At 46.6% G+C, this 17680-nt stretch carries 15 protein-coding genes and 4 tRNA genes; all 19 read right to left on the bottom strand.

The features are described from left to right. Positions 1-91: 91 nt before the first annotated feature. Positions 92-610 (bottom strand): adenine phosphoribosyltransferase, encoded by a 519-nt coding sequence (locus H065_RS0112680; RefSeq protein WP_017813441.1) that lies wholly within the window; start codon positions 608-610, stop codon positions 92-94. Between the two features lie 27 nt (positions 611-637). Then, a complete protein-coding gene (recJ, locus tag H065_RS0112675) occupies positions 638-3052 on the bottom strand; it encodes a single-stranded-DNA-specific exonuclease RecJ (protein ID WP_017813440.1) in 2415 nt (804 codons plus the stop codon). Positions 3053-3063: 11 nt separating this feature from the next. Further along, positions 3064-4050, bottom strand: coding sequence for a cation diffusion facilitator family transporter (locus tag H065_RS25900; RefSeq protein WP_017813439.1), 987 nt, complete (start codon positions 4048-4050; stop codon positions 3064-3066). A 76-nt stretch (positions 4051-4126) separates the two neighbouring features. Beyond that, positions 4127-5038, bottom strand: coding sequence for a protein translocase subunit SecF (secF, locus tag H065_RS27015; protein WP_017813438.1), 912 nt, complete (start codon positions 5036-5038; stop codon positions 4127-4129). Further along, positions 5028-6488 carry a protein translocase subunit SecD gene (gene secD, locus H065_RS27010; protein ID WP_017813437.1) on the bottom strand — a complete coding sequence of 487 codons (1461 nt, stop codon included), beginning with the start codon at positions 6486-6488 and terminating at the stop codon, positions 5028-5030. The genes secF and secD overlap by 11 nt, the downstream gene beginning before the upstream one ends. A 215-nt stretch (positions 6489-6703) precedes the next feature. Beyond that, entirely contained in the window at positions 6704-6988 is a 285-nt protein-coding gene (locus H065_RS25890) for a post-transcriptional regulator (protein ID WP_051058724.1), read from the bottom strand. A 154-nt stretch (positions 6989-7142) separates the two neighbouring features. After that, the gene (locus H065_RS0112655) at positions 7143-8447 is read right to left on the bottom strand and encodes an ArsB/NhaD family transporter (protein WP_036629947.1); all 1305 of its coding nucleotides are present in this window, start codon (positions 8445-8447) and stop codon (positions 7143-7145) included. A gap of 212 nt (positions 8448-8659) precedes the next feature. Continuing rightward, positions 8660-8977, bottom strand: a complete 318-nt coding sequence (gene yajC / locus H065_RS0112650) for a preprotein translocase subunit YajC (protein ID WP_017813434.1) — start codon at positions 8975-8977, stop codon at positions 8660-8662. Between the two features lie 133 nt (positions 8978-9110). After that, entirely contained in the window at positions 9111-10250 is a 1140-nt protein-coding gene (tgt, locus tag H065_RS0112645) for a tRNA guanosine(34) transglycosylase Tgt (RefSeq protein ID WP_017813433.1), read from the bottom strand. A gap of 164 nt (positions 10251-10414) precedes the next feature. Beyond that, positions 10415-11443 carry a tRNA preQ1(34) S-adenosylmethionine ribosyltransferase-isomerase QueA gene (gene queA, locus H065_RS0112640; protein WP_017813432.1) on the bottom strand — a complete coding sequence of 343 codons (1029 nt, stop codon included), beginning with the start codon at positions 11441-11443 and terminating at the stop codon, positions 10415-10417. A gap of 6 nt (positions 11444-11449) precedes the next feature. Beyond that, a complete protein-coding gene (locus tag H065_RS0112635) occupies positions 11450-13570 on the bottom strand; it encodes a SpoIID/LytB domain-containing protein (RefSeq protein ID WP_152425895.1) in 2121 nt (706 codons plus the stop codon). Positions 13571-14250: 680 nt separating this feature from the next. Continuing rightward, entirely contained in the window at positions 14251-15267 is a 1017-nt protein-coding gene (gene ruvB, locus H065_RS0112630; protein ID WP_017813430.1) for a Holliday junction branch migration DNA helicase RuvB, read from the bottom strand. 77 nt (positions 15268-15344) lie between these two features. Continuing rightward, the gene (locus H065_RS28070; protein WP_202951377.1) at positions 15345-15752 is read right to left on the bottom strand and encodes a hypothetical protein; all 408 of its coding nucleotides are present in this window, start codon (positions 15750-15752) and stop codon (positions 15345-15347) included. 93 nt (positions 15753-15845) lie between these two features. Beyond that, a complete protein-coding gene (ruvA, locus tag H065_RS0112620; RefSeq protein WP_017813428.1) occupies positions 15846-16466 on the bottom strand; it encodes a Holliday junction branch migration protein RuvA in 621 nt (206 codons plus the stop codon). Continuing rightward, on the bottom strand, positions 16463-16966 hold the full coding sequence (ruvC, locus tag H065_RS0112615; protein ID WP_017813427.1) for a crossover junction endodeoxyribonuclease RuvC: 504 nt from the start codon (positions 16964-16966) through the stop codon (positions 16463-16465). Before ruvC ends, ruvA begins: the two co-directional genes overlap by 4 nt. A 268-nt stretch (positions 16967-17234) precedes the next feature. Continuing rightward, positions 17235-17308 (bottom strand) — tRNA-Pro (locus H065_RS0112610). 6 nt (positions 17309-17314) lie between these two features. Then, positions 17315-17394: transfer RNA gene (locus H065_RS0112605), tRNA-Leu, on the bottom strand. Between the two features lie 26 nt (positions 17395-17420). Next, positions 17421-17497, bottom strand: a tRNA-Arg gene (locus H065_RS0112600). A 4-nt stretch (positions 17498-17501) separates the two neighbouring features. Continuing rightward, positions 17502-17576, bottom strand: a tRNA-Gly gene (locus H065_RS0112595). Positions 17577-17680 lie beyond the last annotated feature (104 nt).

Raw genomic sequence — 17680 nt, 5'->3', positions numbered from 1 at the left:
AGACACATAGGAGAAATAAAAAAAGAGCACAAGGAGTTCTGCTCCTCATGCTCTTTGTATTCATTTTACCCGTTCAGATCCGTTAACAGAATCAGAAAGGATATTGTGTCAGTGTGAATACTTCCACATCCGGCAGTTTTTCACGGCCGTTCAGATCTTGCAGTTCGATCATAAATGCAGCGCCTACTACATTACCGCCTACTTGACGGATCAGGTCTACACAAGTTGCGATTGTGCCGCCTGTTGCCAGCAGATCATCAGCGATCAGTACGTTTTGACCTTCCTGGATCGCGTCTACGTGCATAGCCAGTACATCTTTACCATATTCCAGTGCATATTCTGCCTGGATCGTTTTGTACGGCAGTTTGCCTGTTTTACGAATCGGAATAAAGCCTACACCCAGCGCATAAGCGAGTGGTGCGCCAACTACGAAACCACGTGCTTCCGGTCCGGCGATCACATCGATTTTTAGCTCTTTTACCAGCTTTTTCAGTTCTTCGATGGAAGCTTTGTAAGCTTCACCATTTTGCAGCAGGGTTGTAATATCTTTAAAACTGATTCCTTCCTGCGGAAAATCCGGAATCACACGAATATGCTCTTTAAAATCCAAAAAAATCTCCTCCTAAAAATAGATCGGTTATGATGCGCCTTGCATGCGGGAAATCATCCATGAAGTTAATTGCGGCAGATCACTTTCACATAACATATATTCCATTTCAGCCAGTTCGCCAAGTTCCCGGTACAGCTGCGAGCTGTCGAGCGGACGTTTTACCGGAGCATTATTCAGCATTACCTGTCCATTCTGACGGATAATAAACTCCAGTTCCTCGAACACTTCCAGCATCATCTGTACCATTCTCACCGAGCTGGAGGTTTTTTGACTCAGATAGGGAATCAGCTTCGCTTCCTCCGCGATCGTCTCGCTGGATTTGACAAGCCACCCGTATATCAGTTTAAAACGATCCCGGTCGGGTATCTGCAGACGTTCCTGCTGCTGCGGCCGATCATGGAGCAGGACGATATTTTCAAGAGAAGTGAATCGTTCGAAAATAGTATCCAGCTGCTCGATATGCGCCGGTAATGATAACAGACATAATGTGCGTATAGCTTCTGCCCCATACTGTGTGGAGACATGATTGCAAGCTGCGATATCAACTTTTCTATCATAACCCCAAAGGGATACATCCGACAATTGGGTTTTTAAAGTTTCCACCCGATTTTCGCTGCACAATACTCCCAATTGGCCACCTTCTACCCCCATATAACGGGACCATTTCTGCCGAATCGTCTTCAAATGCTGCTCCCATTGACCGGAGCTGCGCCGATCCCAGACCTGAAGCCCGGGTACAGCCAGATCCTGTACCATCAGCTGTGGTTTGCGATTACCGCGCCATTCGTTGATACTGGTCTCGGCCAGTATATCAATCCGGTCACCTTCCGACAGCAGCTCGGCCAGTTCACCTTTGCCGAAAGCTATACCTTCCATCATGGTTCCATCCTGCTCTACCACCAGCCGCAGATGATCCAGCGTTTTGCCGATAGCTTTGGCCTGGGTTACCGTTACACCGCGCAGTACAATGCGTGGCAGTGGATTGGACATACCAAAAGGAGCAAGCTGGTCTAACTCTTCAATCGCAGACAGGGTCAGTTGATCCAGCGTACATTCATGATCTGCTGCTGTCTGGGGAACCAGATCTTCTTCGGTCAACATACCTGCTGCCCGTTCATTGAGCCGACGACGGAATTCATCCAGCTGATCGCGGTGCAGACTCATACCTGCTGCCGATGGATGACCGCCGAAATGATCCATCACATCCTCACAATCCAGCAGCGCTTTATAAATATCATAGCCGGGGATAGAGCGTGCAGAACCTTTGCTCATACCTGTCTGTGGATCGATACCCAGTACGATAGTCGGCCGGTAATAGCGATCCAGCAGTTTGGATGCCACTATACCGACCACACCAGGATTCCAGCCTTCACCAGCTACGACAATTACATGTGGAACGCTGCCATTGTTCATCGCTTTCTCGGCTTCCAGCATAGCGATAGCTTCCTGCACCATCCGGTTTACCAGATCCTGTCGTTCCTTGTTCAGCTGATCCAGTTCAAAGGAAATCTGGTCCGCTTCCGCCTGGTCAGTCGTCGTGAGCAGCTCTACCGCACGCTTTGCATGCTCCATGCGTCCACTGGCATTGATCCGTGGTGCCATGGCAAAAGCAATATGGGTAGCCGACATCTGTGCCGGATCAATTGCTGCAATATTGATCAGCGCACGCACACCAGCAAAAGCACTATGCTTCATCCGCTCTACACCTGTACGTACCATCATACGGTTCTCGTCTTCCAGCGGCATCAGATCGGCTACCGTACCAATCGATACGATCTCCAGCCATTCTTCGGGTACCCGATCTTCACCCAATAGTGCCTGTGCCAGCTTGTAGGCTACACCTACACCCGCCAGTCCCTTAAAAGGATAAGGGCAGTAGGCCAGCTTGGGATTCACCAGTGCACAGGCTTCAGGCAGCTCTGCCGGTGGCTCATGGTGATCTGTTACGACCACATCAATTCCAAGTGCTGCTGCATGAGCAATCTGGGATACTGCACTGATACCGGTATCGACTGTAACGATCAGCGTGACTCCCTGCGCATGTGCCTGATCGATCGCATGATTATGCAGACCATAGCCTTCTTTGGAACGATGGGGAATATAAATGTCATAATCGGCATTCAGATAGCGCATCAGCTGAATCATCAGTGATGTACTGGATACACCGTCAGCATCGTAATCGCCATAGATCCATATTTTCTCGCCTGCCGACAAAGCCTGGCGTATACGTTCGACCGCTTCCTTCATGCCGGCCAGCAGATAAGGATCATGAGATGTACTGCGGCTGCCCGACAGGAATTCGGCTGCTTCCATTTCTCTTGTATATCCTCTGCCTGCCAGCAGCGAAGCCGTTAGCCCGGAGATCCCCAGTTTGGCACTGAGCATCTGGGCTGCAGCCGGATCGGGATAATGTACATTCCAGTGATATTGTGAATGAATCATGATGTGCCTCCTTAATGAATCATGCCGTCGCCGGACTTTTCCCGGCTTTGTGTCCACTCGTAATTGGACTTGTACGGATAGCCTCCCGTATACGGCAGAACCTGTACTTCTACACTGCTTACATGAGCAAATCGAGTAAGCAGCAGATTTTTGGCATAGTCTGCAATTTCTGCTGCAGCCTGTACGCTAATCTGGGGATTAACTCCTATTTTTAGATGAATCCTTAGACCATCTCTGTATTCCTGGGCTTTCAGATCTTCAATCGTAATGACACCCTGTACACGCTGCACAGTATCCATAAAGTCAGCGGCATCTTCACGCTCCAGTTCCTGAACCAGCGTACCATAGACAGTCTGACTGGCCATCCGATAGCCCTGACGCCATAGAATTACTGCGACCAAAATAGCAGAGACCGGCTCTATATAATACAGGTTATCCATCTGCAGTTCCAGCGCCGCAATCGTACCGAGCATGCCGGCCAATACGAGGATTGAGGAATACAGTGAATAACGATGCATATCCACTTCTTCGGCCGCCCTCGTGTTTCCTTGCTTTTTCGCATAACGATAACGATAGCGGAATAATGCTTCATTGACTGCCATCGCCAGAAAAACAACTACAATCGCATAGGGCTTGGGATCAGGAGTCTGCTCTGACATCAGATCACGCACCGCAGATATGGCAATCTCCAGGCCACCAAGCAGCAGCAAGACCGTCAACAGCAGATTCGTAAATGGAGCCGCTGTCTTGTTATATCGTTCTTTGGAGGCTGCATGATCTTCCCCTGTCCGGCGACTTTGTCTACCCTGATGCCTTTTGGACAGGCGCTCTGCCAGACTGCTGACTGCACTGGAAGCTGTATAGAGAGCATCTCCCATCAATGCCTTGTTGCTGGCCGCATAAGCGGTGACTGCTTTGACTATAGCCAGTATTAATCCAGCCAGTATGGATGTCCAGAATACTTTTCCCTGCTGACGGATATCGTTATTTCTCACCATACTTCCTCCTAAGACAAGATGAAGCCGCGTCGGTATGAGGACCAGGACGCGGCTTCAGGCAGGTTAGCTTGCGATGTTAGGCCGTCGTCTTCGACGGTGCTTTCGCTTTTGGTTTCTGTCTGTTTTTGAGTACCAACCACAGTGGACTTGCGATAAAGATCGAAGAGTAAGCTCCGAAAGCAAGACCGATCATCATAGCCAGCGAGAACATACGAATGGACTCACTACCCAAAATGAACAACAGCAGACAAGCGATGAATACAGTCAGTACCGTATTCAGGGAGCGTGTCATGGTTTGAGAAATACTCTTGTTTACGATATCGGCAACATCTCCGCGTTTTTTCTGTTTGGCAAAACGCAGATTCTCACGGATACGGTCAAAGATAACAATCGTATCGTTCAGGGAGTAACCGATGATCGTCAGTACAGCAGTGATAAAGGTCAGATCCACTTCCAGACGAAAAATCGAGAAGACCGAGATGACCAGGAATGCATCATGCAGCAGCGCTACTACAGAAGCTACCGCAAAACGCCATTCGAAACGGATTGTTACATAGATGATAATTCCAAGGCTGGCAAGCAATACGGCCCAGAGAGCATTACGCTCAAGCTCTTTGGCAATCGTTGGATCGACGGTATTAACTTCAAAGGAAGCTCCGCTGTCCAATTGCTTGTTGAATGCCTGTTTGAGCTGATTTTCCTGTGTATCAGTCAGTACTGTTTCAAAACGGATAGACATCCGTCCGTCTCCACCGATATTGATACTTGGATCCTTTCCTATATTGAGGCTGTCTACTACAGGTTGTACCTGTTCTTCTGTTAACGTCTTGGTCAGCGTCACATCGACATTGGAACCCGAACGGAAATCAACGCCATAATTCAATCCGGCAACTGCCAACGAGATAATACCGGCAATTGTCAAAATAATGGAGAATGTATAAAAATACTTACTCAGTTTGACAAAGTCATAATTCCACTTAAAGCGCATCGCGTTCACTCTCCTTTACGCCGAAATACTCCGGTTTGTTAACCAGTTTCCCTTTGACGAGCAGGGACAGTAAAAAGCGGGAGAAGAACACGTTGGTAACGATACTTACAAGAATATTGAAAATCAATACCAATGCAAAGCCTCTTACAGCACCTGTACCCAGAGCAAACATTACAGCAGCTGCAATAATGGTAGTTAACTGGGCATCCATGATCGTACCGAATGAACTTCTGCTTCCTGCTTTGAACGCAGACGGGATACTCTTACCGTTGCGAATCTCATCCTTGATACGCTCATAGGTGATGATATTGGAATCGACTGCCATACCCACACCCAGGATAAAGGCTGCGATACCCGGCAATGTCAATGTGAAATCACCTGCAACAAAGATCATAACCGTGAGCCATACATAGGTGATAATACTGAATCCGGCAATCAGACCCGGAATACGATATACCAGAATCATAAAGATCAGAATGATAATAGAAGCTACGATACCAGCTTTCAGGGTTTCGTTCAGAGACTGTTGTCCCAAAGATGCTCCTACACTCTGTGAATAGATTTCGGTCAATTTCAGCGGCAGTGCGCCCAGGTTGATCTGGTCTTTGAGCTGCTGTGCTTCTTGAACGGTGTAGCTGCCAGAAATGCTGGCTTTGCCATCTGTCAGTTCAGCTCGTACAGTTGGTGCCGACAGCAGTTGACCATTCAGGAAGATTCCGAGCGGCTGATTGATCAGACGTTTGGTAATCTCTCCGAATTTTTTGGCATCTTTGACTTCGATCGTGATCTCTGGCTGCTGCAGTGAGTTATACACTACGGATGCACCGTTTTCTTTGAAGTCATCACCAGTCAATTCGATTTTACAATAAAGTTTTGCCGGATCTTCATTGGCATAAGTATTTTCTGTAGCTGTAGCGCCGGCTCCTGTGTCAGGAGTTACGGTCACTCCCTGCGGCAATCCTTCGGTCTGTGCAGACACTGGATTGCTATCCGAAGATTTGCTATCGGTACTGCTCTTTGTTTCTGCAACTTTGGACTTGTTAATGTCCTGCTTCTCGGAAGACGCGCTTCCTGATTGCTTGGAAGCATCCGTGGAACATCCATCCATACTGCGGAACGTAAGTTCAGCCGGTTCTTTCATGGTCTTGCGGACAGTTGCTTCATCCGTAACACCGGCAATTCTCAGACGAATACGATCTGTACCCTCTGTTGTAATTTCCGGCTCACTTGTACCAAGGGCATTGGCACGCTGTTCCAAACTTCTTGCAGTCTGCGTCAGAGATTCTCTGGTAACTGCTTCCCCCTGCGTGGTTGGCGTAGCCTGATACAAGATTTCAAAACCGCCTTTAAGATCGAGTCCCAGACGGACATCTTTAAATAGCGGGGTCGTTGTACCGATAATACCGGCTACGACAAGTATGACGACTATGAAGCTGATGATTCTGTTCATCCCGTATGTGGTTCCCCTTTCATTCTCAATATTCCTATTATAGCGATGCGGCAAATGACAGTCAATTTACCAATGGTCAGCAAAACAAACAGGCTGATGCCTGTCAGACACCGGCCCAGCTCATTCTTGGTCCAATGAGAAAATTAAATTTACCTGCGAACACACCTTACCATCTGGCAGACGATCTGTGCAATACCATATTTCTGTCAACAAGATTATCCGTGCAATGGAGGTATCCGTTCCTGCATATCCGCGCTTTCCATTTTCTTATAGGAAGACATCGTCAGATAATGCATCAACTGATTGGGTTTCATTGATAAAATATCGTTGACCAGCTCGTACAGCCGGGGCATACCCTGCTTTTCATACTTGTTATTCAGGCAGTCCCATAATTCTTCCGAAGTCAGCTGCTCATATCCAAGCATCGCAAACTCTTCGATTTTGCTCTGGCATAGCGAGTCAATCAGTTCTGTCAATTCCGCATTGCTTAATTCGTCCATGTCCACCAGCTACCTTCCTGTTGCTTATGACTACATTGTATTAAATGATCATTATTGCTGCCTCATAATCTATACAGGTTACACATTCTTCAACTGTACCCTAATTCCTGCCAGCCGCCTAGTGTAATGCGCATAATAATGGAGAAATTTCTGGTTACAATACAACGGTATATACATACCATGATGCAATCAGTAGCGAAATAAGTGTCAGCGGCAGACCTACTCTCAGGAATTCCAGATAACCAAGACGTTGCTGGCGGCGGTCAGCCATGGAAGCTGCAATCAGTCCAGCTGCAGAACCCAGCAGTGTTCCACTTCCCCCAATACCTGCACCAATAGACAACGCCCACCATAACGGATTAATAACAGCAGGTGTGGAAGCTCCCATTTGCACGGCTGTGTCCTGAACAAGCGGAATCATGACTGCAACCCATGGCATATAATCCATTACTGAAGATAACAAACCGGTTGTCCAGAGCAGAATCAGAGCAACCCATGACATATCGCCATTTGTCAGTTCAATCAGATAACGAGCTCCCGTCTGAATCCAGCCGGTCTCCACCAATCCTCCTGCCAGGATAAATAAGCCTGCAAAAAATAACAGGGTGTCCCATTCCAGATGACGCAATATAGATAGGGGCTTCGCTCCTGTTGCTATCGCAGCAACCAGCATAATCAGCGCTCCGGCTGCTGCCACGATAGATAAACGAAGATCCAGCCAGGATCCGATAACAAGTCCTGCTATCACCAATACAAAGACCATTAGTACTACAAAAGCAAGTTTTCTGTTCTCGATAGAGCTTGTTACTTCCTGCTCCAGATTTAGTGTTCTCGCCGTATGTGAGGCAGTGCGGAAGCTTTGCCAATACAATAGAGCAATCAGCAGCAGATTCACTGCCAGCAGAATGAGCATCAATGGTCCCAGCATTGTAACGAAAGATACAAAAGTCAGCTGTGGATTGGCAGTACCGATCCACATATTGGCCGGATTGCCGATCAATGTAGCTGTTCCTCCAATATTACTGGTAATGATCGCTGCAATCAGAAAAGGAGCAGGTTTCATTTTCAGCAGATTTGTTACGGTAAATATAACAGGTACCATCAAAATAATGATCGTTACATGATCCAGCAGTGCAGCTCCAAGAGCTGTCCATATCATTAGAATAACGAAAAGAAGCAGCGGATTGCTGCGTGTCCATCCCAGACTCCGGATGACGGCATAATGAACCAGTCCACTACGGCTCATAACGCCTGCAATCACCAGCATGCTCATCCAGAGCAGCAGAGTGTCCCAATTGATATGCGTCGTATAGGCATTTTGCCAATGTACAAGACCCAGCAGCAAAAACAATACTGCTCCAATAACAGCGATCATCGCCCGATTCAGCTGATCTGTTATCCATATGGCGTATATAACTAGAAAAATAACGATAGCTGCTGTCGGCTGCCATGTCATCATCTCCGATACTTGCAAGGTACACATCCTTTCTCCTATCACATTATCCGGTTTGTTCATCAGTTTCCTATCATACCCCGGCTCAATTCCCTATCATAATGAAATTCCTTCAGGATAGCAAAGCCCAAATTAGCAGTTAATAACAAAAAAGCAGACCTGCAGGCAGGTCCGCTTTGGTAACAATTTATGAATGATTCCGTTTTGCCGAGATTCGCTTAGACTTTGGCAACCGGAGCAGTATCCTTGGCAGTCGAGTGGCTGATCGCCGAACGGTCAAATGTCAATTTGGTGACATCGTTTACACGCAGTACCACAATATCATCTGTGATCTCCGTAATCGTTCCATGCAGACCACCGATTGTTACGACTTTATCGCCTTTTCCGAGTGTATTCAGCATCATGTTGCGCTGTTTTTGTTTCTTTTGCTGAGGACGAATCAGCAGGAAATAGAATACAACAAACATCAATACAAATGGAATGATAGCCCCCAAAATTCCAGTACCGCCACCAGCGGCTGCTGCTAAATTAAACATGGTATTGCCCCCTTTTTAATATAAACCGGGGACCGGAGTTCCGGTACCCGAAGTGTTTCCAGCTGTTGTTCGGCAAAATATACAGCAATGATCCGGTACATCATTCAATGTTCTTTATGATACAGTATTCGGCTTAGAAGCCTTTATCATTATCATGCAGTCCATATTGATCGAAGAACTCATCACGGAAATCAAGCAGACGGTCATCCATGATCGCCTGACGTACATTTTTCATCAGGTTAAGCAGGAAATGCAGATTGTGATACGTAGTCAGACGCAGACCAAAAGTCTCATCCGCTTTGATCAGATGGCGCAGATACGCACGGGAATAATTGCGGCAGGTATAGCAGTCGCAATTGGGATCAAGCGGTCCAAAGTCTCTGGCATACTTGGCATTACGTACAACAACACGGCCTTCACTGGTCATTGTCGTACCATTACGCGCAATACGTGTAGGAAGTACACAGTCAAACATATCCACACCACGAATCGAACCCTCGAGCAGTGCATCGGGAGAACCGACACCCATCAGATAACGAGGCTTGTTACTTGGCAAAAATGGCATAGTATATTCCAGAGCTTCATACATCAAATGCTTGGGCTCTCCTACACTCAGTCCACCAATAGCATACCCCGGGAAATCCATCGAAGTCAAATCAAGCGCACTCTGGCGGCGCAGGTCTTCATGCATACCACCTTGTACGATAGCGAACAATCCCTGATCCTGTGGACGTGCATGGCTGTTCAGGCAACGTTCTGCCCAGCGGGTCGTACGTTCCAGCGATTTTTTGACATAATCATACTCTGCCGGATAGGGTGGACATTCATCAAATGCCATCATAATATCGGAACCGAGCGCATTCTGGATCTCCATGGCTATTTCCGGTGACAGGAACAGCTTGTCTCCATTCAAATGGGAACGGAAATGTACGCCTTCTTCGGTAATCTTGCGCATTTCACTAAGACTGAATACCTGAAAACCGCCGCTGTCTGTCAGAATCGGGCGATCCCAGTTCATGAATTTGTGCAGTCCGCCAGCTTCCTTGATCAGATCATGACCGGGACGCAGGAACAGATGATACGTATTGCTCAGAATAATATGGGCATCCATTTCCTTGAGTTCTTCGGGACTCATCGTTTTGACAGTTGCCAGGGTGCCGACAGGCATAAAAGCCGGTGTCTCGATAATACCGTGTGGAGTGTGAACCCGTCCAAGCCGGGCTCCTGACTGTTTACAAGTTTTGATGTGTTCGTACGTTATAGGTCCAGACATAGTATTTATTCTCATCCTTCTGGTCATTTAATAGGCAAAACAGAAAGGACCGGCAGAACCGGTCCTGCAATCAACCGACATTTAATTATAACGGAGCAACCCCATGAAGCACAATATATGTTCGTACTGATATATTTATTATTTACAGATGTTTGTTTATCGATTTAATAAATAAACATCGCATCGCCAAAACTGAAGAACCGGTATTCACGCTCAATCGCTTCCTGATACGCTGCCATAATATGCTCGCGTCCGGCCAGCGCACTGACCAGCATGACCAACGTGGACTTGGGCAGATGGAAATTGGTGATCATGGCATTGACCAGACCAAAGGTATGTCCCGGGTAAATAAAGATCTGTGTCCAACCACTTGCTGCTTCCAGCGGACGATCCTGGAAATCACGAGCCACTGTTTCCAGGGTGCGTGCGGAAGTGGTACCTACCGCGATTACCCGGCCACCGCGTGCTTTGGTTTCATTCAGCAGCGTCGCTGTCTCCGCAGGTAATGAATAATATTCTTCATGCATGACATGCTCTTCGATCGTCTCTGCGCTCATCGGCCGGAAGGTTCCCAGACCAACATGCAGTGTGACAAATCCGATTTGTACACCTTTGGCACGAATCTGGTCCAGCAGTTCTGTAGTGAAATGTAGACCGGCTGTAGGAGCAGCCGCCGAGCCTTCATTTTTGGCATAGACCGTTTGATAACGTTCACGATCATCCAGCGTCTCCTTAATATAAGGAGGCAGCGGCATTTCACCCAGACGATCCAGAATTTCCTGAAAAATCCCTTCATACTTGAAAGAAAGTACACGCATCCCCATATCGCCTTCTTCTTCAATTACCGCTTCCAGTTCGTCACTGAAATGAATAACTGCGCCGGTTTTAATCTTTTTGCCCGGTTTCACAAGCGCTTCCCAGCGATCCCCTTCCAACTGAGTCAGCAGCAGAATCTCTGCTTTGGCTCCTGTATCCTTTTTCGTTCCGAACAGACGTGCAGGAATAACACGTGTATCGTTCAGAATCAGGGTATCGCCTTCATGGAAATAATTAATAATATCTGCAAAATGCTCATGCTGCACATCACCAGTTGTTTTGTTCAGCGTCAACAGACGGGACGCTGTACGTTCTTTGAGCGGTACCTGCGCGATCAAATGCTCCGGCAGGTTAAAATCGTACATATCTACTTTCATCTTCATTTATCCTTTCGTAATTACTGCACCTTTAAAGTAATGCTGTAAAATTTCTTTGTAAGTGGAACCTTTATCGGCCATACCTTTGGCTCCCCACTGGGACATGCCAAGTCCATGACCATTGCCTCGGCCGGTAAACAGGAATCCACCTGGCTCTGTAACACGGGCATTGCCTTCTCCGTTCATAATAACGGTAGAGGAAGTACCTTTTCCTTGCCCGGAAGCTCCCAGAATCACTACTCCTGCTGCCGGCAGTTCATCCTGACTGCTCCCTGCGCCGATTATAGTGTACTTCTCGGTCTGCACCACATCAAACAGCGTACTTGGCAGCCCGTTGAGCGCCGAACGGAACATATCGGGATATTTAACATTCACTATGCTGCCATTTACCTTGATCTCGGTCACACGTCCGGATGGTCCACGCTCGGTTACCTGAATCGAAGTGATCGTCGACGGCAAGCTGGATGTAGTTTTGCCTTTCAGAGCAGATAACAGCTGTGAAGATGTATAGGGGCCGCGAATCCATTCATAGCTATTCGACTCTGGAACAATCTCCAGTACAACCGCCTGATTGCCCGGATTCAGCTGAGCAACTGCTTTGACACTGTTTTGTACGACAGGAAGCTCACGTACATTGGTATTTTTGGTAGTCACGGTCATATAATCGAGTCCCGCTTCCGTTTGCTTGCCTGCGAGCTTGGCATTATCTTCACGGATATAGCCTGACTCGCCATTATCCAGCAGGACATGATACCATTTTTTTAGATTGGCCTGGGCAGCGGCATCTCCATCCGAGACGACACTTACATAGGCGTCTCCGCTACCTTTCCATACTTCTGAATTGTCCGCACTGACTCCACCGGCATTGGCAGAGAAAATCGTCTCCAGAACCTTATTGTTTTTCATGACCACTTCACCGGCCGTATCATCTACTGCTTTGATGATTCGCTTGTCTTCCGCACTCACTCCATTATAGGCTTGACTGAGTGTCCCATCGACTACATCCGCTATTTTGAAACGGGATGTGCCTTCCTGGGATCTGGCATAGCTGCGTGCCGCTACAGCTTGCGCCTTGAGTGCTTCGGCAGGCCATGAAGCAGACACTTCTCCACCTACTACAGAATAGAGATAGTCTTCCATCGGCAGTACGTTGATCCAGGCTAACTGACCGTTATAATTGCTAATCTCAAAGTCTCCACGATAGGAGCGAGCAGAACGTTCAGTTACCTGGGTTCCGGCATCGCTTCCTTTGAGACGCATAACAGCTTTGCTGCCACTCACGATATAATGATCGATTGGAGCAGGACTGGTAATACTTGATGTTGCATTTTGGCGAATGATAAGCGCAGACTCCGTACTGCTTACTGTTGTCAGCGTCACCTCAGGCAGTGCTGCCGCAGCAGCTGCTTTTACAGCAGCGAGACCGGCACTGTTAGCCTCCTCACCTACCCATACATTATAGGTCAATTGCCCACCGCTGTGAGTCAAAGCCATAAATGCATCCAGACCGGCATTCTGTGCATCCATTAACGCAGATTGAGCTTGAGATTCACTCGTATAGCTACCTGCAGATAAGTGCATACTTCCTTTGACGGATGGCGTCTGACCACTTAATAGGGAACGTACGGTAGAGCTCACACGGGAAGCTGCTGTTGTAGCATTCGCTTCGGTAGCATACATGCCGGTATATAATTGATAGATCGTACTTCCATTTTTGGAGGAAGTGAGTACAATCGGCTTATCACTGGTTGGTTGCAGCAGCTTGATCCCTGCCGCGGCTGTAGCAAAGTCTGCGGTTTCCAATACTTTAACCCGGTATCCATCAATCCCAAAGCTGGCCTGCTTACCAATTGACAGCCAGGAATCGAATGTCCGTCCGCTCATTTCACCCAGTTCCAGATCACTGGCCGACTTTACATTTACTACAGGTACGATAGAAGTATACGTACTACCTCCATTAAAAAATATTCCGACCCGAATCTCTTCATCCGAAGGCCCTGCTGCATAAGAAGGCATTGCATATCCTGCCATGAGTACTGCTGCCAGTGCCAATGTGCCTGCAGTACGTACGACCAGCTTGCGAAGCTCAATAAGAGAAGTTCGATATTTTTTATTTTCCGGTTCCATACATGTTATTGTGCGGTTAGTTTGTTCATTTCCTGTTTGTTTATATGTTCCATGTTCTATGATAATGGATGATTTTAGTTGTATCCTTTGCAGGCTGGAACCATGATCAGACCCTATAGTATGATGGTTTGCTGCCCTGACAACTGTATTTTCCTGCCAGTTATCGTGGTTAAAATTATCTCCAGCAGCTTTCTCCCGATCCTGTTCTCGCAGCATTGCAAATTTCATCATTGCTACCTTCCTTTCACTTTTCACTAAAATAATCATTCCCGATCAAGCAGCATATACTTCTTCCATCATCAGACAGATCAATGGCAACAGATTACAAAAGGCTGACCATTTACAATATAAATAATAGTTCAGTACCTAAAGCTAACTATAGCTAACCTTTTTTGGAGTGCAGCTTCGTTTCTTGGAGACCCAGTTTTAAAATATACTACTCTTTAGATATAACTATTTTAATAATTCAGCCTTTTCAATCTATCCATCTTTTGAGCTTTTGATCTACTATTATTTCGAATGCATGCCTATTCAACGTATCCTTATTGACTGTATTCCTATAAGATCAATACAATAAAAAGCCTGCTATTTATAGAAGATACACTCTATAAATAACAGGCTTGGCGCTATCAAGAGGTTCTATCTACATATCAGAGCCTCTATTATAACATGACTTGTACTTATTTACCCTTCAAGTCTTCCGGCATGGGAATTCCCAGATGACTGTAGGCTTTTGGCGTAACTACACGTCCACGTGGTGTACGCTGCAAGAACCCCAGTTGCAGCAGATAAGGCTCGTATACATCCTCGATCGTTTGTCCTTCTTCGCCAATCGTAGCTGCGATGGTGTCCAGACCTACCGGACCTCCGCGGAAACTGTGAATCATTGCTTCCAACATTTTATGATCAATCTGATCCAGTCCGCATGGATCAACCTGCAGCATATTCAGCGACTCTTCGGCAATCTCCGGTGTAATAATACCATCACCACGTACCTGTGCATAATCTCTTACCCGTTTGAGCAGACGATTTGCAATACGTGGAGTCCCTCTTCCACGCAGTGCAATCTCCTCGGCAGCATCTCCCAGAATCTCAATTCCCAGAATATCTGCACCACGACTGACGATAAATGTTAATTCATCTACGGTATAGAACTCCAGTCGACTGACAACACCAAACCGATCACGCAGCGGAGCTGACAGTAAACCCGCTCTTGTTGTCGCTCCAATGAGTGTAAATGGAGGCAGATCCAAACGTACCGATCGTGCACTTGGTCCTTTACCGATCATAATATCCAGCGCCGAATCCTCCATTGCAGGATACAATACCTCTTCTACAGAGCGATTCAATCGGTGAATCTCATCAATAAACAGAACGTCTCCATCCTGCAAATTAGTCAGCAGTGCTGCCAGATCACCGGGACGCTCGATTGCCGGTCCTGAAGTGGTACGAAGATTCACTCCTAGCTCATTGGCAATAATATTAGCAAGTGTTGTTTTACCAAGTCCTGGTGGACCATAAAGCAGTACATGATCCAGTGCCTCACCACGCATCTTGGCCGCTTCAATATAGATTTTCAAGTTTTCCTTTACCCGGCTTTGACCAATGTATTCCGCCAGATAGCGGGGACGCAGACTGAGTTCCACCGCTTGGTCTTCCATCATCAAGTTAGCCGATATGATGCGGTCATCCGTCATCTTTATCGCTCCCCTCTCGTTGCAATTCATATTCGCACAAGGCCCCGATATCTGGTGCCCTGTTTACATTTTTATACTCAATCAGTATAAGTATACGAATAACATTGATATCCTGTATCCTGTATCCTGTATCCTGTATCCTGTATCCTGTATCCTGTATCCTGTATCCTGTATCCTGTATCCTGTATCCTGTATCCTGTATCCTGTATCCTGTATCCTGTATCCTGTATCCTGTATCCTGTATCCTGTATCCTGTATCCTGTATCCTGTATCCTGTATCCTGTATCCTGTATCCTGTATCCTGTATCCTGTATCCTGTATCCTGTATCCTGTATCCTGTATCCTGTATCCTGTATCCTGTATCCTGTATCCTGTATCCTGTATCCTGTATCCTGTATCCTGTATCCTGTATCCTGTATCCTGTATCCTGTATCCTGTATCCTGTATCCTGTATCCTGTATCCTGTATCCTGTATCCTGTATCAAATACAGTCTATCCAAGAATCGTATTTGAATCTATATTACACAAATTAATTCGGTTCACCAGTTCCGGCTATACGCTGCTGGTTCTGGCCTATCTTATGATCCAGTATACAGCATTTTCAGAGCCCGCTTCATAACAGAATCGGCTGTATCTTCCGGGAAGACTTCATGTTTGAGCGTTTGCCACATACGATCCAGTTCTGACTCTGTGTAACCTAGCGCTTTGAGACCTTCCCGCACTTCCGGCCATACATCTCCTGGCGCCCCCAGTGGTGCTTCTGTCTGTGCAAACAAACCCGTAGCGATAAGCGCATCTCCGATCCCATCCAACTTATCCTTGAGATCCAGAATCATGCGTTGAGCCGTTTTCTTTCCAATCCCCGGCAGCTTGGTCAGGAAAGTAATATTCTCCTGGTAAATGGCTGTGATTACGCCTTCCGGACTACCACCACTTAATATTCCTAACGCGACTCTTGGTCCGATACCGGATACTTCGATCAATTTACGAAACAACTTCTGTTCATCACGACTAGGAAATCCAAATAGCTGTATCGCATCTTCACGAACATGATGATGGGTGTATACCGTAATCTCACCTGTATGCTTCGCCCAAGCAAAAGGATTCGGACAAAATACCCGATATCCGATCCCATTAACATCCATTACAATATATTCATTCTCCAAGTGGACCAGAGGCCCGCGTAAATAATCAATCATTTTTTAAGTACCTCATTTAGTTTAGAATTTAATACATAGGAGTGGGCATGACAAACAGCAACCGCCAGAGCATCAGCTACATCATCCGGCTTTGGAACTTTTTGCAGATTCAAAAACATGCGTACCATCTCCTGAACCTGCCGTTTTTCTGCTTTACCATAGCCTACAATCGCCTGCTTAACCTGCATTGGTGTATATTCCCCTATAGGCAGTCCACGCTGTGCAGCTGCCAGAATCGATACGCCACGCGCCTGACTGACCGACATGGCTGTAGTCACATTGCGACTAAAAAACAATTTTTCAAAAGCAACGGCGTCGGGTTTGTACTTATCGATTAACTGTACCATCCCCTCATATACATGCATCAGACGCTCTTCTTCCGGCGTGTGCGCCTCTGTCTGAATACATCCATACTGAACAGGTGTCAGCTTGCTTCCGTTCTTATCAATAAATCCAAAACCAACAATTGCAATCCCCGGATCAATCCCCAATATACGCAAACCTATCTCTCCTTCATTCTGCACATCTATAATCTGCCCTTGTTATCTGTGTAGCTTATTATTTGTTTATTCTAGTGTCTCTACAGGAATCATTCATTATTGTTAAGTAGATCTCTTCCGTTTATCATACTATATGATAAGCCAAATAGGCGAACATATGTATCTTTTTTTATTATATCAAAAGGAATAAATTCTAACAGACGATAACTAAAAAACTTGCTAATAAAATAAAAAAGCACCACTCTATAAAGAGTGATGCTTTTGCATATCGGGATGACACGATTTGAACATGCGACCCCCTGGTCCCAAACCAGGTGCTCTACCAAGCTGAGCTACATCCCGATGATATGCCGGTGAAGGGACTCGAACCCCCACGGTTTCCCTCACGATTTTGAGTCGCGCGCGTCTGCCAATTCCGCCACACCGGCAAATATGTGGTCTTTCAAAATAAAAATGGCGCGCCCTAAGAGATTCGAACTCCTGACCTTTTGATTCGTAGTCAAACGCTCTATCCAGCTGAGCTAAGGGCGCATATTGGAGCGGACGACGGGAATCGAACCCGCGACCCTCGCCTTGGCAAGGCGATGCTCTACCGCTGAGCCACGTCCGCGAAAAAATACAATATGCCATTCTAATAATTATATTTATTATTAGATATTTCTCAAATTATTCACTAGTGAATAACTCAGAAAAAAAATGGCGGAACCGACGGGA

This window comes from Paenibacillus shenyangensis (assembly GCF_000346635.1).
GTDB classification, from domain to species: domain Bacteria; phylum Bacillota; class Bacilli; order Paenibacillales; family Paenibacillaceae; genus Saccharibacillus; species Saccharibacillus dauci.
The sequence above is the reverse complement of the archived record's forward strand: the minus strand, read 5'-3'. Positions and strand labels throughout refer to the sequence as shown.